19 protein-coding genes and 1 tRNA gene are annotated in these 21697 nt (G+C 70.3%); 2 read left to right on the forward strand and 18 right to left on the reverse strand.

Going from position 1 to position 21697, the window contains the following annotated elements; all coding sequences use genetic code 11:
* Window positions 1-78: 78 nt before the first annotated feature.
* From atpB to ACQB60_RS33255, 17 genes are all read right to left on the reverse strand, one after another.
* Entirely contained in the window at window positions 79-897 is an 819-nt protein-coding gene (atpB, locus tag ACQB60_RS33175) for a F0F1 ATP synthase subunit A (protein ID WP_496929811.1), read from the reverse strand.
* 228 nt (window positions 898-1125) lie between these two features.
* Entirely contained in the window at window positions 1126-1578 is a 453-nt protein-coding gene (locus ACQB60_RS33180; RefSeq protein ID WP_384850378.1) for a Cg1360 family ATP-synthase-associated protein, read from the reverse strand.
* 261 nt (window positions 1579-1839) lie between these two features.
* Window positions 1840-3168, reverse strand: a complete 1329-nt coding sequence (locus tag ACQB60_RS33185; RefSeq protein WP_496929812.1) for an MraY family glycosyltransferase — start codon at window positions 3166-3168, stop codon at window positions 1840-1842.
* 138 nt (window positions 3169-3306) lie between these two features.
* Window positions 3307-4560: a serine hydroxymethyltransferase gene (gene glyA / locus ACQB60_RS33190; RefSeq protein ID WP_496929813.1), complete on the reverse strand. Its 1254-nt coding sequence runs from the start codon at window positions 4558-4560 to the stop codon at window positions 3307-3309.
* 225 nt (window positions 4561-4785) lie between these two features.
* Window positions 4786-5466 (reverse strand): arsenate reductase/protein-tyrosine-phosphatase family protein, encoded by a 681-nt coding sequence (locus tag ACQB60_RS33195; RefSeq protein ID WP_496929814.1) that lies wholly within the window; start codon window positions 5464-5466, stop codon window positions 4786-4788.
* Complete coding sequence (locus tag ACQB60_RS33200; protein ID WP_384850366.1) at window positions 5463-6110, reverse strand: L-threonylcarbamoyladenylate synthase; 648 nt, start codon at window positions 6108-6110, stop codon at window positions 5463-5465. The genes ACQB60_RS33195 and ACQB60_RS33200 overlap by 4 nt, the downstream gene beginning before the upstream one ends.
* A 53-nt stretch (window positions 6111-6163) precedes the next feature.
* Window positions 6164-7009: a peptide chain release factor N(5)-glutamine methyltransferase gene (gene prmC, locus ACQB60_RS33205; RefSeq protein ID WP_496929815.1), complete on the reverse strand. Its 846-nt coding sequence runs from the start codon at window positions 7007-7009 to the stop codon at window positions 6164-6166.
* Between the two features lie 51 nt (window positions 7010-7060).
* A complete protein-coding gene (gene prfA, locus ACQB60_RS33210) occupies window positions 7061-8137 on the reverse strand; it encodes a peptide chain release factor 1 (RefSeq protein ID WP_496929816.1) in 1077 nt (358 codons plus the stop codon).
* A gap of 96 nt (window positions 8138-8233) precedes the next feature.
* Complete coding sequence (gene rpmE / locus ACQB60_RS33215) at window positions 8234-8455, reverse strand: 50S ribosomal protein L31 (protein WP_016438250.1); 222 nt, start codon at window positions 8453-8455, stop codon at window positions 8234-8236.
* A gap of 160 nt (window positions 8456-8615) precedes the next feature.
* The gene (locus ACQB60_RS33220) at window positions 8616-9737 is read right to left on the reverse strand and encodes an LCP family protein (RefSeq protein ID WP_496929817.1); all 1122 of its coding nucleotides are present in this window, start codon (window positions 9735-9737) and stop codon (window positions 8616-8618) included.
* 334 nt (window positions 9738-10071) lie between these two features.
* A complete protein-coding gene (gene rho / locus ACQB60_RS33225; protein ID WP_496929818.1) occupies window positions 10072-12120 on the reverse strand; it encodes a transcription termination factor Rho in 2049 nt (682 codons plus the stop codon).
* Between the two features lie 381 nt (window positions 12121-12501).
* On the reverse strand, window positions 12502-13419 hold the full coding sequence (gene thrB, locus ACQB60_RS33230; RefSeq protein WP_496929819.1) for a homoserine kinase: 918 nt from the start codon (window positions 13417-13419) through the stop codon (window positions 12502-12504).
* Window positions 13420-13689: 270 nt separating this feature from the next.
* Entirely contained in the window at window positions 13690-14748 is a 1059-nt protein-coding gene (thrC, locus tag ACQB60_RS33235; protein WP_496929820.1) for a threonine synthase, read from the reverse strand.
* 6 nt (window positions 14749-14754) lie between these two features.
* Window positions 14755-16044, reverse strand: a complete 1290-nt coding sequence (locus tag ACQB60_RS33240; protein ID WP_496929848.1) for a homoserine dehydrogenase — start codon at window positions 16042-16044, stop codon at window positions 14755-14757.
* Between the two features lie 99 nt (window positions 16045-16143).
* Window positions 16144-17535: a diaminopimelate decarboxylase gene (lysA, locus tag ACQB60_RS33245; protein ID WP_496929821.1), complete on the reverse strand. Its 1392-nt coding sequence runs from the start codon at window positions 17533-17535 to the stop codon at window positions 16144-16146.
* 23 nt (window positions 17536-17558) lie between these two features.
* Window positions 17559-18746, reverse strand: coding sequence for an ArgS-related anticodon-binding protein NrtL (gene nrtL / locus ACQB60_RS33250; protein WP_496929822.1), 1188 nt, complete (start codon window positions 18744-18746; stop codon window positions 17559-17561).
* 89 nt (window positions 18747-18835) lie between these two features.
* A complete protein-coding gene (locus ACQB60_RS33255) occupies window positions 18836-19351 on the reverse strand; it encodes a response regulator (protein ID WP_496929823.1) in 516 nt (171 codons plus the stop codon).
* A 140-nt stretch (window positions 19352-19491) separates the two neighbouring features.
* Here ACQB60_RS33255 and ACQB60_RS33260 point away from each other — a divergent pair.
* Together ACQB60_RS33260 and ACQB60_RS33265 are read left to right on the forward strand one after the other, a co-directional pair.
* Window positions 19492-19563, forward strand: a tRNA-Arg gene (locus ACQB60_RS33260).
* 314 nt (window positions 19564-19877) lie between these two features.
* Window positions 19878-20699, forward strand: coding sequence for a hypothetical protein (locus ACQB60_RS33265; protein ID WP_496929824.1), 822 nt, complete (start codon window positions 19878-19880; stop codon window positions 20697-20699).
* On the opposite strand, the gene ACQB60_RS33270 is transcribed toward ACQB60_RS33265, so the two are convergent.
* Window positions 20696-21649 carry an SDR family NAD(P)-dependent oxidoreductase gene (locus ACQB60_RS33270; protein WP_496929825.1) on the reverse strand — a complete coding sequence of 318 codons (954 nt, stop codon included), beginning with the start codon at window positions 21647-21649 and terminating at the stop codon, window positions 20696-20698. The two genes, ACQB60_RS33265 and ACQB60_RS33270, sit on opposite strands and share 4 nt — an antisense overlap.
* Window positions 21650-21697: the final 48 nt, after the last annotated feature.

Below are 21697 nucleotides of genomic sequence, written 5' to 3' on the forward strand. Positions count from 1 at the left end.
GCCGTTACTTCCTTCTCTTTCACTGGCCGGTGGGGGTTGGCCACCGGACGATCTGGGGGCTTGGCGGGTTCAGGGAGCTCAGTGGTGCTCGGCGGTGGCGCCCTGGATGTACGAGCAGGCGAGGAGCACGAAGACGTACGCCTGGACGGCCTGCACGAAGAGCTCGAAGAGGACCATGGTGATGGTCATCACGAAGGAGACGCCGGCGGCCGGGATCATGTAGCTGTTCAGGAGGTACCAGGAGGCGACGGTGAACATCACCAGCATCAGGTGACCCGCGAACATGTTGGCGAAGAGTCGCACCGCGTGCGTGAAGGGACGCACGAGGAGGTTCGAGAAGAGCTCGATGAAAGAAACGAGCCACTTGATCGGGCCGAGCGAGTTGTCGTAGCCGGTGATGTTCTTCCAGCCGCCGACGAACCCGTGACGCTTGAAGGTCAGCGGCACCCAGATCAGGTAGACGATCAGGGCGAGCACGGCCGGGTAGGCGATGACCGACGAGACGGGGAACTGGGTCAGCGGCACGACCGACCAGATGTTCATGATCCAGATGAAGAAGAACATCGAGACCATGAGGGGGACGTACTTCTCGCCCTCCTTCTTGCCCAGCGTCTCGTAGACGATGCCGCGCCGGACGAAGTCGTAACCGGCCTCGGCGGCCAGCTGGAGCTTGCCCGGGACCACCTTGGCCTTGCCGAAGGCGGCGTAGAAGAAGGTGACAACGACGAGCGTGGTCAACAGGGCAAGAAGCATCACCTTGTTGAACTCGAACCCGCCGACGGTGAACATCGGCTTGAAGAGGAACGAGTGCAGGCCCGGAGCCGGGAAGCCGCAGCCGTTGTCGGACATGATCCGACAGCTCCAGTCAAAGGCGAGCTCGGTCTGGTCAGCACTCACCGCGGGCTCCTTCGGCGTGACGCATAGGTACGGCAACCTCGTTGTCGTGTCGGCGCGGCGCGCAGCCGCGAGTCGGCACCGGACTGGTGTTTCGGATGTGGGGGCGGCAATCAGGCATCGAGCCTCGCGATCGTGCAGGCGTCAGCTCAGATGCCCGCGCCAGCAGTGCCGCAGTTGGCACCGGACGATAGCAGCAACCTGAACGTGCATTTATCCCGCCCCTACCCTTCACGTGGACGACCCCGACTTCTCCGGCTTGTCACTCTTCGAGGAGTCGCTTTTGCCGGAATCGGGCTCTACGTAAAGGATCTTGGCCTTCATATGCGCTCGGGCCTGCGACGCCATCCATACGACGGTCGCCACGACAAGTCCGGCGGCGAATGCCTTCGGGTTGAACAGCGTGGTGTCCCTGAAGATGCCCACGAACATGAGCAGCAGCAGGAGTTGGGCGACATAGAGCATCAGCCCCATCGCCTGGAAAAGGTGCGGAAGCGATTTTGCCGTCCACTGCAGGACGAACATTCCGAGCCCCATGAAGATGATGGCCAGCGCGGTGCCGACGACAGCGCCGAGCGCCCCCTCGCCGCCGGCGACCACGGCACTGACGACGGCTGCGATCGCGCCGACGGCAGCCGTGGGTACGGCGCACTGAAGGAGAGTACGGGTGTCTTGAGACGGCATGGCGGCAACTCCGCTTGCTGATGGGGGCAGGGTGTCGTCATGGACGAGCGTAGTCCCGGGTCGAGAAGGTCCCTCGGTCCAATGGACCGTCGCACTACGGTCCTTCGGCTCTATCCCCGGGTCTCGTGAACCGTATCACAAACTATTTGATGCGGTCTTTACCTAGTAGGTGTGCTCACTGTCACACGTGAGAGGTAACCCGCGCGTCTGTGCACCCAGGGCGTCAACTTGTCTGGTATTGGGGTGCTTTGGCGTTGGCCGTCAACCTGACGTACCCGCCTTGCGCCGATCCTGGAAGCGCGAGCGGGGGCCAACTGCTGTCGCTCCGTTGACGCCTGCGGGGACGGGGGTCCGCTCTTCGGTGTCCGATTCGTTCTTATCGGTCTCGTACGAGACGTCGGCCGGGATCTCGTCGGCAGCGCGCCCGCGGCGGTAGCGCGGCGGCACGAACGCCTCCGCCCAGCGCGGGGTGCGCGGAGTGAAGCGGGGCAGCAGGAGCAGCACCAGACCCACCGCGCTGAGCGCGACGATCACCAGCAGGATCCACATGCTCGTCGAGTGCACCGAGTACGAGACGGTGCCGAAGGCGATGAGCGCCGACCAGAAGTACATGATCAGCACCGCGCGGCTGTGGGAGTGGCCGATCTCCAGGAGCCGGTGGTGCAGGTGGCCGCGGTCGGCGGCGAACGGCGACTGGCCGTTCCAGGTGCGGCGGACGATCGCGAGGACCAGGTCCGCGAACGGGATCGCGATGATCGTCAGCGGCATCAGGAGCGGGATGAAGACGGGGAGCATCGCGTGGGTCGCGTCCCGGACGCCGCCGAAGTTCAGCTTCATCGCGTCCGGGTCGACCTGCCCGGTGATGGAGATGGCGCCCGCGGAGAGCACGAGGCCGATGAGCATCGAGCCCGAGTCGCCCATGAAGATCCGCGCGGGGTGCATGTTGTGCGGCAGGAAGCCCAGACACATGCCCATGAGGATGGCCGCGAAGAGCGTGGCGGGGGCCGCGGCCTCGATCCCGTAGCCGTACCAGAGGCGGTAGGCGTACATGAAGAACGCCGCGGCGGCGATGCAGACCATGCCCGCGGCGAGACCGTCGAGACCGTCGACGAAGTTGACGGCGTTGATGGTGATGACCACGAGGGCGACGGTGAGGAGCGTGCCCTGCCACTGGGTGAGCGCGACGGTGCCGACGCCGGGGACCGGGATCCACAGGATCGTCAGACCCTGCATCACCATGACGCCCGCGGAGATCATCTGGCCGCCGAGCTTGATCAGGGCGTCGATCTCGAACTTGTCGTCGAGGACGCCGATCAGCCAGATCAGGGCGGCTCCGGACAGGAGCGCCCGCGGCTCGTGCGAGTTCTCGAAGGCGTCGCTGAGGTTCGGCAGATGGTCCGCCACGAGCAGGCCCGCGCACAGCCCGAAGAACATGGCGATGCCGCCGAGCCGCGGCGTGGGCTCACGGTGCACGTCACGGGCGCGGATCTCCGGCATCGCCCCGGCCACGATCGCGAACTTCCGCACCGGGCCGGTCAGCAGATAGGTCACCGCGGCCGTGATGCAGAGCGTCAGCAGGTATTCACGCACGGGCTTCCCCACAGGTATCGCTGGCCATCTCAGCCCCACACCCTAGCTTTGCGCGCATAAGGATGAGGACTTTCGGGTAGCGACGATGGTTGCACGAATACGCGGCTCCTCCGGCCCGCCTACCCTCCGGCGGCCCCCTTACTGCCCCGGATAGGGCGGAAATCTCGCGGCCAGTTCACGCACCGCGGCACGCGCCTGCGGCTCCTCCCGTACGGCGTCCCGCAGCAGCCCCGCGATCCGCACCATCTCCGCCTCCCCCATCCCCTGCGTGGTCACGGCCGCGGTGCCCAGGCGCAGTCCGCGGTCGTCGCGGTGCGGCAGCGCGCAGGTGTCCAGGACGAGGCCGGCGGCGGCGAGACGCCCGCGCGCGACATGTGCCTCCACCCCGTACGGAGCGGGGTCGGCCAGGACGACATGGGTGTCGGTGCCGCCGGTGCTGATCTCGAACCCCGCGGTGGCCAGCGCCTCGGCGAGGGTCCGGGCGTTGGCGACCACCTGATGGGCGTACCCGGTGAACGCCGGGGTGGCCGCCTCCCCGAAGGCGACGGCCTTCGCGGCGATGGCGTTCATCTGTGCGCCGCCCTGGGTGAAGGGGAACACCGCCCGGTCGACGCGCTCCGCGAGCTCGGCCCCGCACAGCAGCATCCCGCCGCGCGGTCCGCGCAGCACCTTGTGCGTCGTCGCACACACCACGTCGGCGTACGGCACCGGGCTCGGTGCCGCTCCCCCGGCGACCAGACCGATCGGGTGCGCGGCGTCCGCGATCAGATAGGCGCCCACGTCGTCGGCGATCTCGCGGAAGGCCGCGTAGTCGATGTGCCGGGGGTAGGCGATGGAACCGCAGACCAGCGCCTTGGGCCGGTGGCTGCGGGCGAGGGCGTGCACCTGCTCGTAGTCGATGAGCCCGCTCTCCGGGTCGACCCCGTACCCGACGAAGTCGAACCACCGCCCCGAGAAGTTCGCGGGCGAACCGTGCGTGAGGTGGCCCCCGTACGGCAGGCCCAGGGCGAGGACGGTGTCGCCGGGGCGGAGCAGCGCGGCGTACGCGGCGAGGACCGCCGAGGACCCCGAGTGCGGCTGCACGTTGGCGTGGTCGGCGCCGAACAGCGCGGTGGCCCGCTCGACCGCGGTGCGCTCGGCGACGTCGACCAGCTCGCAGCCGCCGTGGTGGCGGGCCCCGGGGTAGCCCTCGGCGTACTTGTTGGCGAGCGGGGAGCCGAGGGCGGCGAGCACCGCGGGCGAGGTGAAGTTCTCGGCGGCGATCAGCTGGAGCGTCGTCGACTGGCGGTCGAGCTCGCCGAGGAGGATCCCGGCGAGCTCGGGGTCCTGGCGGCGGAGCGCGTCGAAGTCCGCGTACGCCTGGGCGGCGGGCCGTTCAGTGGTCACCGGCATCTTGGGCTCCGGGCCTTGGCGGGAGTTTCCTCCAATGTAGGCCGGGGTGCGAGGTGGCGCCTCCGGCGGTCCTATATCGCCGGACGGGCCAGGGACAGCCCGTCCGGCGATTGAGGACGAGGCGCATTCAGCGCCGACAGGGGGTCCAGGGGCGAAGCCCCAGGAGGCCCGCCCAGGGGCGACGGAGTCGCGGATTCGGGTAGGGGCGGGATCGGGGAAGGGAGACTAGGCCCGCGCGGGGACGCCGGTGAGCGCCGTCACCACCGGGTCCAGCGCCTGGCTGATCTCGTCCCCGACGGAGCGGAAGAACGGCAAGGGCGCCCCGTACGGGTCGTACACCTCGTCCGCCTCCACACTCGGAGCGAGCAGCCACCCCCGCAGCGCCGCCGCGGCCCGCACCAGCGCACGGGCCCGCTCGACGACCCCGTCGGCCAGCGGATCCGGCAGCGTCGCCGGGTCTATCGCCCGGACGAGCCGGGTGAACTCCTTCAGCGTGAACGTGCGCAGACCCGCCGAGTGTCCCATCGAGATGACCTGCGCCCGGTGGTCCCGCGTCGCCGTCAGGACGAGGTCCGCGCGGATCACGTGGTCGTCGAGGAGCTCGCGCCCGAAGAACCCGGTCGCGTCCGCGCCGAAGTCGGCGAGGACCGTCTCGGCGTTGGTCTCCATGGGGGCGCCCTCGTGGCCCCAGGTGCCCGCGCTCTCCACGATCAGCCCGCCCGTCGAGGGGTCGCCGAGCCGGTCGCTCAGGGCATGCCGGGTCAGCCGCTCGGTGATCGGCGAGCGGCACACATTGCCGGTGCTGACGTGGAGGATGCGGAAGGTGTCCCCCGTATGAGGGTCCCTCGTACGAGAGAGGTCGTCGAGGTCGCCCGCTATGCCACGCCCCGTCTCAGGGGCTGTCAATTCGCCACCTCAAGGTCGGGTACGACCTTGCGCAGCTCGTCCGCGTCGAGGGCGCCGGCGCGCAGCAGGAGGGGCACCTTGCCGGTCACGTCGACGATGGACGAGGGAACGATGCCGGGGGTGGGGCCGCCGTCCAGGTAGACGGAGATGGAGTCGCCGAGCATCTCCTGCGCGGCGTCGCAGTCCTCGGGCGCCGGGTGCCCGGTGAGGTTGGCGGAGGAGACGGCCATCGGGCCGAACTCGGTGAGCAACTCGATCGCGACGGGGTGCAGCGGCATCCGGATCGCCACCGTGCCCCGGGTGTCGCCGAGGTCCCACTGGAGCGAGGGCTGCTGCTTGGCGACGAGGGTCAGGGCGCCCGGCCAGAAGGCGTCGACGAGCTCCCAGGCGGACTCGGAGAAGTCCGTGACCAGGCCGTGGAGGGTGTTCGGGGAGCCGATCAGGACGGGCGTGGGCATGGCGCGGCCACGGCCCTTGGCGTCGAGGAGATCGGCGACCGCCTCCGGGCTGAACGCGTCGGCCCCGACCCCGTACACGGTGTCCGTGGGCAGCACGACAAGCTCGCCGCGGCGGACGGCGGACGCGGCCTCGCGCAGACCGGTCGCGCGGTCGGTCACGTCGTTGCAGTCGTATCGCCGAGCCATTTAGCGGGCCTCCTCGTACACGTACAGGGTCAGGAAGTAGGGGGTGGCGGCCATTACGGCAGCGCCTTGCGGGCGGTCGCGAAGCGCGGCCTGTTGTTGAGGTCGGGGTGGTCGGCTGCGTCCGCCCAGCCCCGCTCCTCGGTGAAGATCCACGGCACCTGGCCGCCCTGGGTGTCGGCGTGCTCGATGACGACGACGCCGCCGGGGCGGAGCAGGCGGTGTGCGGTCCGCTCGATGCCGCGGATCAGGTCGAGGCCGTCCTCGCCGGAGAACAGGGCGAGTTCGGGATCGTAGTCCCGGGCCTCGGGGGCGACGTACTCCCACTCCGTGAGCGGGATGTACGGCGGGTTGGAGACGACCAGGTCCACCTGGCCGTCGAGCTCCGGGAGCGCGTCCCTCGCGTCCCCCTGGTGGAGCTGGACCCTGGACCCCTCGACGTTCTTGCGGGTCCACTTGAGGGCGTCGTCGGAGAGCTCCACGGCGTGCACCCGGGAGCGGGGCACCTCCTGCGCCATGGCGAGCGCGATGGCTCCGGACCCGGTGCAGAGGTCGACGATCAGGGGCTCCACGACGTCCATCGCGCGCACCGCGTCTATGGCCCACCCGACGACCGACTCGGTCTCCGGGCGCGGCACGAAGACGCCGGGCCCGACCTGGAGCTCCAGGTAGCGGAAGAAGGCGCGCCCGGTGATGTGCTGGAGCGGTTCGCGGGCCTCACGGCGCGCGATCGCCTCCCAGTACCGGGCGTCGAAGTCCGCGTCCTTGACGGAGTGCAGCTCGCCCCGCTTGACGCCGTGCACGAACGCGGCGAGCTCCTCCGCGTCGTTGCGCGGCGAGGGCACGCCTGCGTCGGCCAGCCGCTGGGTGGCCTGGGCCACTTCCGCGAGCAGCAGGTTCACGCTGGTCCTCCGGGGCTGAGCGGGCTGAGCGGTGGTCGGTTGCGGGCTGCCTCAGGCGGCGGCGAGCTTGGCGGCGGAGTCCGCGTCGACGCACGCCTGGATGACCGCGTCCAGCTCGCCGTCGAGCACCTGGTCCAAGTTGTACGCCTTGAAGCCGACGCGGTGGTCCGAGATCCGGTTTTCCGGGAAGTTGTACGTCCGGATCTTCTCGGAGCGGTCGACGGTGCGGACCTGGCTGCGGCGGGCGTCCGCGGCCTCCTTCTCCGCCTCCTCCTGGGCCGCCGCGAGGAGCCTGGAGCGCAGAATACGCATCGCCTGCTCCTTGTTCTGCAGCTGGCTCTTCTCGTTCTGGCAGGAGGCGACGACGCCGGTGGGGATGTGCGTGATCCGCACCGCGGAGTCGGTCGTGTTGACGGACTGGCCGCCGGGCCCGGACGAGCGGTAGACGTCGATGCGCAGGTCGTTGGCGTGGATCTCGACGTCGATCTCCTCGGCCTCGGGCGTGACGAGAACACCGGCGGCGGAGGTGTGGATGCGCCCCTGCGACTCGGTGGAGGGCACGCGCTGCACGCGGTGCACACCGCCCTCGTACTTCAGCCGGGCCCAGACGCCCTGGCCGGGCTCGGTCGCGCCGCCCCCGCCCTTGGTCTTCACGGCGACCTGGACGTCCTTGTAGCCGCCGAGCTCGGACTCGGTGGAGTCGATGATCTCGGTCTTCCAGCCGACGCGCTCCGCGTACCGCAGGTACATGCGCAGCAGGTCGCCGGCGAACAGGGCCGACTCGTCGCCGCCCGCGCCCGCCTTGATCTCGAGGATGACGTCCTTGTCGTCGGACGGGTCGCGGGGCACCAGGAGCAGCCGCAGCTTCTCGGTGATCTCCTCGCGCTGCTGCTCCAGGTCCTTCACCTCGGCGGCGAACTCCGGGTCGTCCGCGGCGAGTTCACGGGCCGTCTCGATGTCGTCGCCGGTCTGCTTCCAGGTCCGGTACGTGGCGACGATCGGGGTCAGCTCGGCGTAGCGCTTGTTGAGCTTGCGCGCGTTGGCCTGGTCCGCGTGCACGGAAGGGTCGGCGAGCTGCTTCTCCAGGTCGGCGTGCTCGCCGATGAGTTCCTCGACCGCCTCGAACATCTCGGGCTCCTGAATTCTTACGAAGGGGTGTGAGCGACCAAAAACGCCGGTCCCGGCCACCCCGAGGGGCGGCCGAGGACCGGCGCAGGTGGCTCGCTACTTCTTGGAGCCGGCGGCCTTGCCGAAGCGGGCCTCGAAGCGGGCCACACGGCCACCGGTGTCGAGGATCTTCTGCTTGCCCGTGTAGAACGGGTGGCACTCGGAACAGACCTCGGCACGGACGGTGCCGCTCGAGATCGTGCTACGGGTGGTGAACGACGCGCCACAGGTGCAGCTGACCTGCGTCTCGACGTACTCGGGGTGGATGTCGCGCTTCAAGGTGTCTCCTATTTTCGGGAGGGCGCCGGGTCGCCTACGCGGGATGCGGGGGCGTGAACCGGAGCCGACGTACCAGTCTGCCAGGACTGGCCGCATCTGCCCAAACCGGGGTGGGGGCGGAACTATTCCCGCACCCCGGCCGGACACGCTGCGGACACGCTCAGTTACTGGTCACCACGTCGCCCGCGGAGCCCTTGTCGCCCGCGGACTTGTCGGTGGCGGACTTGGGAATGGGCTGGTCGGCGCGGAGCGCGTCCCAGACCTCCTGGTCGGCCTTCTCCAGGGGCAGGACGCGGTTGGGGTCGGCCGGGTCGTACTGGATGGGGAGCGTCACCATCTTCATGTCGCCCGCGCCGATGCCCTTGAGCCCGCCTGCGAAGCTCGCGAGGGACTTCACGTCGTTCAGGTCGGAGTCGGTGGTGATGGCGCTGGTGGCGTCGTCCGCGAGGTCGAAGGTCTTCTTCCAGTTACTGAAGATGCCAACGTCCTTGACCTGGTTGATCAGAGCCTTGATGAACGCCTGCTGGAGCTGGATGCGGCCGAGGTCGCTGCCGTCGCCGACGCCGTGCCGGGTGCGGACCAGGCCGAGGGCCTGCTCACCGTTGAGGGTGTGCGAGCCGGGCTTCAGGTTCAGGTGGCTCTTGTCGTCGTTGATGGCCTTCTTGGTGGTGATGTCGACGCCGCCGAGGGTGTCGATGAGCTTCTTGAAGCCCGTGAAGTCGACCTCGACGTAGTGGTCCATGCGGATGCCGGACATCTTCTCGACGGTCTTGACGGCGCAGGCGGGGCCGCCCACCTCGTAGGCCGTGTTGAACATCTGGCGCTGCCCGCCCGGGTCGGTCTTGCCGTCGCCGGTCGCGCACTCGGGCCGGGTGATGAGGGTGTCCCTGGGTATGGAGACGACGCTCGCCTTCTTGTGGCCCTTGTAGACGTGGACGATCATCGCGGTGTCCGAGCGGGCGCCGCCCTCGTCCTTGCCGTACTTGGAGTTGTCGCCGGAGCGGGAGTCGGAGCCGAGGACGAGGATGTCCTGCGAGCCGTTGTCGACGTCGTCCGGGCGGTCCGTGCCGAGGGCGGCGTTGATGTCGACGCCCTTGATGTTCCCGTTGAGCTTGAAGTAGACGTAGCCGAGCCCCGCTCCGCCGAGCACGATCACCGAGGCCGCGGTCCAGGCCGTGACGACCAGGGTCTTGCGGCCCCTGCTGGTCGGCTTGCGGCGTCGGCCGCCACCGCCCTTGCCCCTCTTGGGCTTCGCAGTCGCCGCCGTGCTGTCGTCGGTCATGTGCTCCTCAGTCCTCGTCGGGTCGGGTACCCCCTGCTTTCAGGGTCAGGCGCGGTTTGTCGTCACTTGTCAGACGTGGAAACCGAAAGAAGGGTTGCACAGCAGGTTGAGCGCGGCCCGGGGTCCGACGACTCCGGAGCGTGGCCGAACGTCTAGTACTTTTGGCCCCCCACCTGCGGTTTCTTCCTTACGCGGGCTACGGGCTGTGACCGTGAGAATCTCTTATGTGTGTGGCCAAGGTCTCTCTTCGGTCTCACTTTCCGCACGTCACGACAGAGGGCCGCCCCCGTCACAGGCGTGACGGGGGCGGCCCTCTGAGCTGCTGACGACGGGGTCAGTCGTTGCCGTTGCCCGGCGTCGGCGTCGTCTTCTGGATCTGCAGCAGGAACTCCGCGTTGGACTTCGTCTGCTTCATCTTGTCCAGGAGGAGCTCGATCGCCTGCTGCTGGTCGAGCGCGTGCAGCACCCGGCGCAGCTTCCAGACGATGGACAGCTCGTCGCTGCCGAGCAGGATCTCTTCCTTACGGGTGCCGGACGCGTCCACGTCCACCGCCGGGAAGATGCGCTTGTCGGCGAGCTTCCGGTCGAGCTTGAGCTCCATGTTGCCGGTGCCCTTGAACTCCTCGAAGATCACCTCGTCCATGCGGGAGCCGGTGTCGACGAGCGCGGTCGCGAGGATGGTCAGCGAGCCGCCGTCCTCGATGTTGCGCGCGGCACCGAAGAAGCGCTTCGGGGGGTACAGGGCGGTGGAGTCCACACCACCGGACAGGATGCGCCCGGAGGCCGGGGCCGCGAGGTTGTACGCACGGCCGAGGCGGGTGATGGAGTCCAGCAGGACGACGACGTCGTGACCGAGCTCGACGAGCCGCTTCGCGCGCTCGATGGCGAGCTCGGCGACCGTGGTGTGGTCCTCGGCGGGACGGTCGAAGGTCGAGGAGATGACCTCGCCCTTCACCGACCGCTGCATGTCGGTGACCTCTTCCGGACGCTCGTCGACCAGGACGACCATCAGGTGGCACTCGGGGTTGTTGTGCGTGATCGCGTTGGCGACCGCCTGCATGATCATGGTCTTGCCGGTCTTCGGCGGGGCCACGATCAGACCGCGCTGGCCCTTACCGATGGGCGAGACGAGGTCGATGATGCGGGTGGTGAGCACGCCCGGGTCGGTCTCCAGACGGAGCCGGTCCTGCGGGTAAAGAGGCGTCAGCTTGTTGAACTCCGGCCGCCCGCGCCCGGATTCGGGCGCCATGCCGTTGACCGAGTCGAGGCGCACGAGCGCGTTGAACTTCTCGCGGCGCTCGCCGTCCTTGGGCTGACGCACCGCGCCGGTGACGTGATCGCCCTTGCGCAGACCGTTCTTGCGGACCTGGGCGAGGGAGACGTACACGTCGTTGGGACCGGGGAGGTAGCCCGACGTACGGATGAAGGCGTAGTTGTCGAGGATGTCCAGGATGCCCGCGACGGGGATCAGGACGTCGTCCTCGGAGACCTGCGGCTCGTTGCCGAAGTCGTCGCGGCCACGACGGCCACGGCGGTCCCGGTAACGACCGCGGCGGCCGCGGCGGCCACCCTCGAAGTCGTCGTCGTCCTGCGGGCCGTTGTCCCGCTGCCGGTCCTGACGGCCGCCCTGCTGCTGGCGGTTGCCGCCCTGCTGGTCGTCGCCCTTGTTGCCGCGGCGGTCGCGGTCGCGGCCACGGCCCTGACGGTCGCGGCGGCCCTGGCGGCCCTCCGTGTTGCCGTCCCCGGAGCCGTCGTTGTTCTTGCCCTCGGGCTGCGCGTCGGCCTTGGCCTCGCCCTTCGCCTCGGCGGTGACGGTCTCCGGGCTGCCCGCGTCCGCGGTGGCCCGGCGCCGGCGGCGGTCGCCCGTGCCCTTGTCGTCTCCCCCGAGCTCTCGGCTGCGCTCGAGCAGGGAGGGACCCCCCTCGGGCTGGCCCGGGATGTCGATCTGCTGCTGGCCCGCGGCCTTCGAGGTGGCCTTCTCGGCCTCGCTCTTGTCGGCGCCGCCCGCCTTCGCGGCCTTGTCACCGCTGTCGCCCTTGCCGGCCTTCTCCGCCTGGTCGGCGGCGGCCTCGCCGGTGCGGGCCTTCGAGGTGGCCCTGCGCTTCGGCTTGGTCTCGGTAGCGGCGTCGGCGGCCTTCGCCGGGGCCCCTCCCCCGGCCTGCGCCTCCTTGATGACCTCGATCAGCTGGCTCTTGCGCATCCGCGCGGTGCCCCTGATGCCGAGGCCCGATGCGACCTGCTGCAGCTCCGCCAGCACCATGCCCTCAAGGCCGGTGCCGCGGCGCCGCCGGGACCCGGCCGAAGCACCGGTGGCAGGCGCCGCAGAGGCGTCCGTGGCGGGCGTGTCGGCAGTCACGCCCATCAGATCGGTGGTGTCGCTCACGAAGGGTCCTTCCCTGGAGCGGACGTCGGCCTTCTGGCTCGGCGACCGGTTGTGCTGTCCGGCGGTCCTTGCTGTGTGGACCGTGCCGGGGCGGTGGTCCGCCAACGCGGCGGAAGAATTCACTGGTGATGGCGATTCCCGATGCGATGCCACAAAGGAGCTGTGTCACCCGGCTCGGTCACGCCGGTTCCGGAGCGTGCTCGGCACCGCTCAGTGCAGGGCACAGAGCAGTTTGGGAGGCTCCCGGAAGGATGGTTGTCCCGGACGGGGACACGAAGCACCTCGCCATGGATGGGTCGGGTGCAGACTTGAGGTTAACACTACCGGATCCAACAAACATTCCCCCTCTCGAAATCCGGCGACCTACCGGACATCACTGCGTCAGGGCGCAAGCGGCAGCACGCTCGCCCCCGCGGAATCAAGGGCGAGGCGGTTGGCCGCCCAGCCCTCGCCCGCAAGCCGTGCGACCTTGTCGGCCGCACTGTCGTCGACCAGCGCGAGGACCGTGGGTCCGGCGCCGGAGATCACCGCGGGGACGCCGTCCGCGCGGAGCCGCTCCACCAGGGCGGCGCTCTCCGGCATCGCGGGAGAGCGGTATTCCTGGTGCAGCCGGTCCTCGGTGGCGGGCAGCAGCAGCTCGGGGCGCCTGGTCAGGGCCTCGACGAGCAGGGCCGCACGGCCCGCGTTGACCGCCGCGTCCACGTGCGGGACGGTGCGCGGGAGCAGCCCGCGGGCGGTCTCGGTGAGTACCGGCTTCCCCGGTACGAAAACCACCGGAACGATGGAATCGACGGGGTCCATCCTGATCGCACGCGCCGCTCCCCCGTCCATCCAGGAGAGCGTGAAGCCACCGAGCAGACAGGCCGCGACGTTGTCGGGGTGTCCCTCGATCTCGGTGGCGAGCTCGAGCAGCGCGGCGTCGTCGAGCCGGGCGTCGCCCCCTATCGTCACGGCGCGCGCGGCGACGATGCCCGCGCAGATGGCGGCGGACGAGGAGCCGAGGCCGCGGCCGTGCGGAATGCGGTTGGCGCAGACGATTTCCAGTCCGCGCGGCTGGCCGCCGAGGAGGTCGAAGGCCGTGCGCAGGGAGCGCACGAGGAGATGTGACTCGTCGCGCGGGAGCGTCTCGCTGCCCTCGCCTGCGATGTCGATGTTCAGGCCGGAGTCGGCCACCCGGACGACCACGTCGTCGTACAGCCCCAGCGACAGGCCGAGGGCGTCGAAGCCCGGGCCGAGGTTGGCGCTGGTGGCGGGGGTGCGCACCCGGACGGCGGCGGCGCGGAACGCGGGACCGGCCATCGCTCGATGACTCTCCTTGAACTGCGTGATGTGTGGGACGTGCCACCGACGTGCCGGATGAACGACATCGCCCGAAGGCCCTGGGCGGCGGCAGTCCCGCGGCATATGCGGCGGGACGGGTTCGGTACAGCCTATCGAAGGAAGGTTCTGTGGCGACATAGGGCGCACAGGAGGCGCACGATGCGTGTCGCGAGCCCCCTGTGCACCCCCAACGGACGGCCGCCGGATGGAGCTTGGGGTTCCGGGGCGTAGTGCCCCGGTCGAGGCAGGTTATGCCAGGCCGAGGCGCTCGGCTGCGGCGGCCGCGTCGACCGGGACCGTGACGGGCTGCGGGGCGCCCGCGACCGCCCAGTCCGGGTCCTTGAGGCCGTTGCCGGTGACCGTGCACACGATCTTCTGGCCCTTGTCGACCTTGCCCTGCTCGGCGGCCTTCAGCAGACCGGCGACCGAGGCGGCCGACGCGGGCTCCACGAAGACGCCCTCCTGGGACGCCAACAGCTTGTAGGCGCGCAGGATCTCACGGTCCGTCACCTCGTCGATGAAGCCGCCCGACTCGTCGCGTGCGGCGAGCGCGAAGTCCCACGACGCGGGGTTGCCGATGCGAATCGCGGTGGCGATGGTCGAGGGGTCCTTGACGATTTCGCCGCGGACGAGGGGCGCGGAGCCGGACGCCTGGAAGCCCCACATGCGCGGCGTGCGCGTGGAGACCGAGTCCGCCGCGTACTCCTTGTAGCCCTTCCAATAGGCCGTGATGTTCCCGGCGTTGCCCACCGGCAGGACGTGGATGTCCGGGGCGTCGCCGAGCGCGTCGACGATCTCGAACGAGGCGGTCTTCTGGCCCTCGATGCGGAACGGGTTGACCGAATTGACCAGCGCCACCGGGTAGTTCTCGGAGAGGCCGCGGGCCAGGTTCAGGCAGTCGTCGAAGTTGCCGTCGACCTGGAGGATCTTCGAGCCGTAGACGAGCGCCTGGCCCATCTTGCCGAGCGCGATCTTGCCCTGGGGCACCAGGACGGCGCAGACCATGCCCGCGCGTACGGCATAGGCGGCGGCCGAGGCCGAGGTGTTGCCGGTGGAGGCGCAGATGACGGCCTTGGCGCCCTCCTCCTTGGCCTTCGTGATCGCCATCGTCATGCCGCGGTCCTTGAAGGACCCGGTCGGGTTGGCGCCCTCGACCTTGAGGTGGACCTCGCAGCCGGTGCGCTCGGAGAGCACCTGCGCGGGCACGAGCGGCGTGCCGCCCTCGCGGAGCGTGACGACCTGCGTGGTGTCCGAGACCGGGAGGCGGTCCCGGTACTCCTCGATGATTCCGCGCCACTGGTGGGTCATTGCTGGTTACTCTCCTTCAACCCGCATGATGCTGGCGACACCACGCACGGTGTCGAGGTTCCGCAGCGCGTCGACGGTGCCGCTGAGGGCGGCGTCGGGCGCGCGGTGGGTGACGACGACGAGGGATGCTTCCCCGTCCTTGCCCGACTGGCGGACCGTATCGATGGATACGCCGTGCTCCGCGAAGACCGTCGCCACCTGGGCGAGCACGCCCGGCTTGTCGGCCACGTCGAGGCTGATGTGGTAGCGCGTGACGACCTCGCCCATGGAGCCGACGGGCAGCTGGGTGTACGCGGAGTCGCCGGGCCCCGTTGCCTCGGCGAGCTTGTTGCGGCAGACGGCGACGAGGTCGCCGAGGACCGCGGACGCGGTGGGCGAGCCGCCCGCGCCGGGGCCGTAGAACATGAGCTGCCCGGCGGCCTCCGCCTCGACGAAGACGGCGTTGTACGCGCCGCGCACCGAGGCCAGCGGGTGGCTGAGCGGGATCATCGCGGGGTGGACGCGGGCGGTCACGGAGCCCCCGTCGGCGGCCCGCTCGCAGATGGCGAGCAGCTTGATGGTGCAGCCCATGCGCTTCGCGGACGCGAAGTCGGCGGCGGTCACCTCGGTCATGCCCTCGCGGTGCACGTCGTCCAGGCGCACCCGGGTGTGGAAGCCGATGCCGGCGAGGATCGCGGCCTTGGCGGCGGCGTCGAAGCCCTCGACGTCGGCGGTCGGGTCGGCCTCCGCGTAGCCGAGCGCGGTGGCCTCGTCGAGGGCCTCCTGGTAGCCCGCCCCCGTCGTGTCCATGGCGTCGAGGATGAAGTTCGTCGTCCCGTTCACGATGCCGAGGACGCGGTTCACCTTGTCGCCGGCGAGGGACTCGCGCAGTGGCCGGATGAGCGGGATGGCACCGGCGACGGCGGCCTCGTAGTACAGGTCGCGGCCGTGCTCGACGGCGGCGGCGTGCAGGGCCGCGCCGTCCTGGGCGATGAGCGCCTTGTTCGCGGAGACGACCGAGGCGCCGTGCTCGAAGGCGGTGGTGATGAGCGAGCGGGCGGGCTCGATGCCGCCGATGACCTCGACGACGACGTCGATGTCACCGTGTTTGACGAGCGCCGTGGCGTCGGTGGTGACCAGGGCGGGGTCGATGCCCTCCCGCACCTTCGAGGGGCGGCGGACGGCCACCCCGGCCAGCTCGACCGGGGCGCCGATGCGCGCCGTGAGGTCATCGGCGTGCGTCGTCATGATGCGCGCCACCTCTGAGCCGACTACCCCACAGCCCAGCAGCGCCACCTTCAGTGGACGCGTACGCATCATGCGACCTCGTTTCCTTCTACTACTTACGACGGGTTAAGTCTCACCCACCGGAACGGACTTTCTAGCCCTTGTCCGGATCGTGAGACGTATATTTCATTAGCCGACATCGAGACGCAGGAGATCTTCCTCCGTCTCGCGCCGGACGACGACCCGCGCCCGACCGTCGCGCACAGCGACGACCGGGGGGCGCAGGGAGTGGTTGTAGTTGCTGGCCATGGAGCGGCAGTACGCGCCGGTCGCGGGCACGGCGATGAGGTCACCGGGCGCCAGGTCGGCGGGCAGGAACGCGTCCCGTACGACGATGTCGCCGCTCTCGCAGTGCTTGCCGACGACGCGGGCGAGCATCGGCTCCGCGTCCGAGGTGCGGGAGACCAGGGCGACGCTGTACTCGGCGTCGTACAGCGCGGTGCGGATGTTGTCCGACATGCCGCCGTCCACGGACACGTAGGTCCGCAGGCCCTCCAGCGGCTTGATGGTGCCGACCTCGTACAGCGTGAAGGCGGTCGGACCGACGATGGCGCGGCCGGGCTCGACGGAGATGCGCGGCATGCGCAGCTTCGCCGCCTCGCACTCGCGCGCCACGATCTCGTTGAGCGCCTTGGCGATCTCGTGCGGCTCGCGCGGGTCGTCGTCGCTCGTGTACGCGATGCCGAGGCCGCCGCCGAGGTCGATCTCGGGGAGCTCGACGCCGTGCTCGTCGCGCACCTCGGCGAGCAGCTGCACGACGCGGCGGGCGGAGACCTCGAACCCGGCCATGTCGAAGATCTGCGAGCCGATGTGCGAGTGGATCCCGATGAGTTCGAGCCCGTCGAGCTTCAGCGCACGCCGCACGGCTTCCGCGGCCTGCCCGCCCGCCAGCGCGATGCCGAACTTCTGGTCCTCGTGGGCGGTGGCGATGAACTCGTGGGTGTGCGCCTCCACGCCCACGGTCACGCGGATCTGCACGGGCTGCCGCTTGCCGAGGCGCTCGGCGGTGTGGGCGACGCGGACGATCTCCTGGAAGGAGTCGAGCACGATGCGGCCGACCCCGGCCTCGACGGCCCGCTCGATCTCCTCCTGCGACTTGTTGTTGCCGTGGAAGGCGATGCGCTCGGCGGGCATCCCGGCGGCGAGAGCGGTGGCGAGCTCGCCGCCCGAGCACACGTCGAGGTTGAGCCCCTCCTCGTCCAGCCACTTCACGACGGCGCGGGACAGGAACGCCTTCCCGGCGTAGAAGACGTCGGCGTCGGGCCCGAAGGCGTCCCGCCAGGAGCGGCAGCGGGTGCGGAAGTCGTCCTCGTCGAGGAAGTACGCGGGGGTGCCGAACTCCTCGGCGAGGCGCGTCACTTCGATCCCGCCGACGGACACGGCACCGTCGGCGCCCCGGGTCACGGTGCGGGACCAGACCTTCGGGTCGAGGACGTTCAGGTCGGCGGGCGGGGCGGTGTAGTGGCCCTCGGGCAGGACGTCGGCGTGGCGGGGGCCTGCGGGGTGTGCGGAACGGCTCATGTCTCAGTCGTCTCTCTCACGTCTCACAAATACTCAGGGGCGCTGAAGCCGAGCAGGGACAGGCCACCGGCGAGCACCGTCCCGGTGGCTTCGGCGAGGGCGAGCCGGGACCGGTGGGTGGCCGAGGGTTTCTCGTCACCGAGCGGCAGGGCCGTGTGCTGGCAGGCCAGGAAGGCGTCGGAGGTGTCGACGAGATACCGCGCGAGCCGGTCGGGTGCGTGCCGGCGGTCGGCGGCGGCCAGGGTGCGGGGGTAGTCCGCGAGGGCTTCGAGGAGCGTGCGCAGAGGCGCGGCCTGCTCCGTCCGTACGTCACCGGGCTCGGGTCCGAAACCGAGATCGGCGGCATTGCGGAGGAGGGCGCGGGTGCGGGCGTGGGCGTACCGGACGCGGAAGAGCGGGTTGGCCTCGCCCTGCACCAGGTGGGAGCCGTCGATGCGGGGCCGGTCGTGGGCGGCCGGGTGCAGCAGGGCCCAGCGGGCGGCGTCGGCGCCGAGCCGCAGCAGTTCGTCGTGGTCCGCCGGGCGGACGGGCACGGGCCGGAGAACGGAGATCCTCTCCTGGTCCTCGGCCGACGGGGCCCCGTACACATCGGCGTGCACCCCGAGCGCCTCCACCCAGGCGGGCTCGGGGGCGGCGTCGCAGCTGACGCGGACGAGGGCGCCCTGGGAGCGGAGGATGCGGCGCAGGGCGTCGGCGAGGACGAGGGCGCGGGGCTCGCGCGGGGTGTGGAGCCGGACGAGGCGCTGCTCGCCGCCGGCCGCCTGGGCGGGGTGGACGTGGCCGTAGTGCGGCCCTTGCTGGAGGACGTCGCGGACGACGGCTGCTTCGACGCCCGGGGCGGACCCTCCGCCCCCCGGGGAACGACCGCCTCCGAGGACTCGGACATCTCCGAGACCTCCGAGATCTCCGGCGGCTTCGGGATCTCCGGCGGCTTCGAGGGTGATGTTGAGGAACCCGGGGCCGGTGATCCCGACGTCGCCGATGCCGGGCTCCTGGCGGAGCCGGGCGGAGAGGATCTCGGCGACGCTCAGCGGGGGCTTGCCGGCGTCCCGCGCCACCTGCAGGGCCAGGTTCGTCGCGTAGTCCCCGTGCCCTCCGGCCCGCGGCCGCTCCACCACGACGCGCTCGGGCACGTCGCCGCACAGCTCACCCGCGTCCACCGCGCGGCGCATGGCGCGCAGCACGGTACGGGAGAGCTCGACGGGGGTCATGAGGCAAGGGTATGGGAGGAGGGGGCACCGACCGCGACCCGGTTTCCCGATTCCGGGGCTGCCCCGACCCGCCCGTCCACGTCGCGCGGTCAGCCTCGGGTGCGCCCGGCGCGCTCGGTCTCGCCGGTCCGGTCCCTGGGCTCCAGCGGGTCGACCGCCGATCCGGCCGCGGCCCCGCCCGCGGCCCGCTCCCTCAACTGCCGTACGGTCCGTACGAGTTCGGTGGGCTCGAAGGGCTTGGCCACGAAGGCGTCCACGCCGACGTCGAGGCCGCTCTCCACCTCGTACTGGGTGCAGGCGCTGACGATGACGACGGGGACGGCGGCCGTCCGCGCGTCGGCACGCAGTCGCGCCGCGGTGCGCAGGCCGTCGAGCCGGGGCATCACCACATCGAGCGTGACCACGTCGGGCCGCACTTGGTGGATGACGTCCAGGCACTCGGCACCATCGGCCGCGGTCACGACCTCGAAGCCCTCCAGCTCGAGGTTGACCCTGATCAGTTGCCGAATGACCTTGTTGTCGTCCACAACAAGCACGCGGCCGGACACGCCTGACACAACTCGAGAGTAGGTCCGCGCCCACCGCCGCGTCCGGGTTTTCCCCACTTCCGCCCCGTGCGGGGGCTCGGGGCGGGGGCTGCGGCGGGGTCGGGCCGGACCCCTGCGGGTGCGGAAATACCTGTTCATGGGGAGCCCGTGGGAGCTGGTAGGGTTCTACCCGTCGCCGCGCCCGCCGCGGATGACACGCCCCCGTAGCTCAGGGGATAGAGCAACGGCCTCCGGAGCCGTGTGCGCAGGTTCGAATCCTGCCGGGGGCACAGCAGCCGGAACAGCGCGATCACGTCGCTGACCAGCCAAGTGCCACGTACGAAGAGCCGGACTCAGTCTCACTGAGTCCGGCTCTTCGTCGTTCTCACGCGTGTGCGCGTGTGTTCCGAGTGAGAAGCGAGCATTGCCGCTGCACCAGTGGCGCGGTCAGCCCGCCTCGCGCAGTCCCAGCGACCTGATCAGGTCGAGCAGTTCGCTGCGGTAGAGGCCGCCGGGGGGCGCGTCTTGTGGTCTTGTGGCTTCGGTGATGCACGGACCCTTCCGTAATTTGCCTGTTTTGGATCATTTCGATGAGGCTTTCCTCATGCACCACACCGCCCCACGGCCCCGCCGCCTCGCCACCGCCGCATCCGTCGTCGCCCTGTCGGCGCTGGCCGCGGCCTGCACCGAGGCGGGCGCGCCTCGTGCCGACTCGACGCGCAGTGCGACCGCCGCTCCCAGCGCCTCGCCCACGCCGACAGCCACCCCCGCGCCCACGCCCACGCCCAGCAGTGGGCCGCTCACCACAGCGCAGCTCGGTTCCGTGTTGCCGCGGGCTCAGCAGTTGCCTCGGGGGTGGAGCGAGGACAAGGGCCTCACCGACGCTGAGGAGTTCGGGACGGCCGAGGCTGCTATCGGGCTGGCGGACTCGTCCGCGTGCCAGCCGCTCTTCGACGGTGTCATCGGTGGATTCCTCGGTCTCGTTCCCGAGTCGTACGGCTCCCGGGGGTTCGTCACCGGCGACGGCAGCGGTCTCATGTTCACGGGCGTCGCCGCGTACGGCGACGAGCGCGAAGCGGCGGACTTCTTCAAGGAGGAGGCCAAGAAGCTGTCCAAGGCCGGCGCGCTCCCCGCCTGCCGGGAGGCGAAGGCCAAGACCTTCGCCCAGGAGAAACTCACCTACCGGCATCGCCTGTTGGAACCGGACGGCCTGGGCGACGAGTCGACGGGGATTCGCCTCACCAGCCATGGAGACCCTGAGGGCGGGCCCACCCGGCAGGACGTGATCGCGGTCCGCGTCGGGCACACGATCATCAGCGCCTCGCACTTTACCGCCGGCGTGGCGGACTCGAAGGCGCTGCACCAAGCGCTGCGCGCGGCCGTGTCCAACCTCCGGGGTCTGGATGGGGAACCAGTACCCGCCTAGTACAAGGCGTTCACGTTCGTGAGTTCGGCCGACAAGGTCCAGAGGCGGGACGCTGCGGTGGGGTCCGTGGCGTAGGCGCGTACGCCTGTCCATGCCTCTTCGCTGGTGGTGAGTTCGGCGATGTCGCAGTCCTCGCAGTAGGCGCCGCCCCGGTCGTCGAGGAGGGGGGACGTGGCCGCCCAGACCGTGGTCGCCGCGCCCTGTTCGGGGGTTTTGAAGTCGGGGTGGATGACCGTTCCGGCCTCGTCGATCCAGCCCTTGGCGATCAGGTCCGCCCGGTCGAGGTGGCGCAGGAGCGGGGTGACGATGGCGCCGGGGTGGAGGGAGTAGGCGTGGATGCCGGAGGGCGCGGCGAGGGTGTCGAGGTGTGTGGCGAAGAGGGCGTTGGCCGTCTTGGCCTGGCCGTAGGCGAGCCACTTGTCGTAGCCCTCGGTGAAGTGGGGGTCGTGCCAGCGGATGTCCGAGAGCTGGTGGCCCGCGGAGGAGACCGCGACGACGCGGGCACCGGGGGCGAGCGCGGGCCAGAGGTGGTTGACGAGGGCGTAGTGACCGAGGTGGTTGACCGCGAACTGGGCCTCCCAGCCGGGGCCCACCCGGCGCTCGGGGCACGTCGCGATGCCCGCGTTGGTGATGAGGAGGTCGATCGCGCGGCCCGTCGCCAGGAAGGTGCGGGCGAAGTGCTCGACGCCCGACAGGTCGGCCAGGTCGAGAGGTGCTGTCTCGGTTCGGGGGATCGTGGCGGTCGCCTGCTGTGCCGTCGCGGGGCGGCGGGCCGGGACCACGACGTGTGCTCCCGCGCGGGACAGTGCGCGGGTGACCTCCAGGCCGAGGCCCGAGTAGCCGCCGGTGACGACGGCCAGCCTGCCCGTGAGGTCGGTGCCGTGCAGGACCTCGTCGGCGGTGCTGCGGGCGCCGAACCCCGAACCGATCTTGTGCTGCGGTGTTCCCATGGCCAGGACCGTAGGAGCTGGACCGCGGTCTAGGTCAACGTCGTAGCG

It is taken from the genome of Streptomyces odontotermitis (assembly GCF_050510915.1).
Taxonomy (GTDB): Bacteria; Actinomycetota; Actinomycetes; order Streptomycetales; family Streptomycetaceae; genus Streptomyces.

Bases quoted from the DNA above. Each gene is read 5' to 3' on its own strand.
- thrC (WP_496929820.1), bottom strand. From the start codon at position 14,748: ATGACCCACCAGTGGCGCGGAATCATCGAGGAGTACCGGGACCGCCTC.
- lysA (WP_496929821.1), bottom strand. From the start codon at position 17,535: ATGAGCCGTTCCGCACACCCCGCAGGCCCCCGCCACGCCGACGTCCTG.
- prfA (WP_496929816.1), bottom strand. From the start codon at position 8,137: ATGTTCGAGGCGGTCGAGGAACTCATCGGCGAGCACGCCGACCTGGAG.
- ACQB60_RS33200 (WP_384850366.1), bottom strand. From the start codon at position 6,110: ATGGCTCGGCGATACGACTGCAACGACGTGACCGACCGCGCGACCGGT.
- thrB (WP_496929819.1), bottom strand. From the start codon at position 13,419: ATGGCCGGTCCCGCGTTCCGCGCCGCCGCCGTCCGGGTGCGCACCCCC.
- ACQB60_RS33270 (WP_496929825.1), bottom strand. From the start codon at position 21,649: ATGGGAACACCGCAGCACAAGATCGGTTCGGGGTTCGGCGCCCGCAGC.
- ACQB60_RS33240 (WP_496929848.1), bottom strand. From the start codon at position 16,044: ATGCGTACGCGTCCACTGAAGGTGGCGCTGCTGGGCTGTGGGGTAGTC.
- ACQB60_RS33220 (WP_496929817.1), bottom strand. From the start codon at position 9,737: ATGACCGACGACAGCACGGCGGCGACTGCGAAGCCCAAGAGGGGCAAG.
- glyA (WP_496929813.1), bottom strand. From the start codon at position 4,560: ATGCCGGTGACCACTGAACGGCCCGCCGCCCAGGCGTACGCGGACTTC.
- ACQB60_RS33180 (WP_384850378.1), bottom strand. From the start codon at position 1,578: ATGCCGTCTCAAGACACCCGTACTCTCCTTCAGTGCGCCGTACCCACG.
- ACQB60_RS33265 (WP_496929824.1), top strand. From the start codon at position 19,878: ATGCACCACACCGCCCCACGGCCCCGCCGCCTCGCCACCGCCGCATCC.
- nrtL (WP_496929822.1), bottom strand. From the start codon at position 18,746: ATGACCCCCGTCGAGCTCTCCCGTACCGTGCTGCGCGCCATGCGCCGC.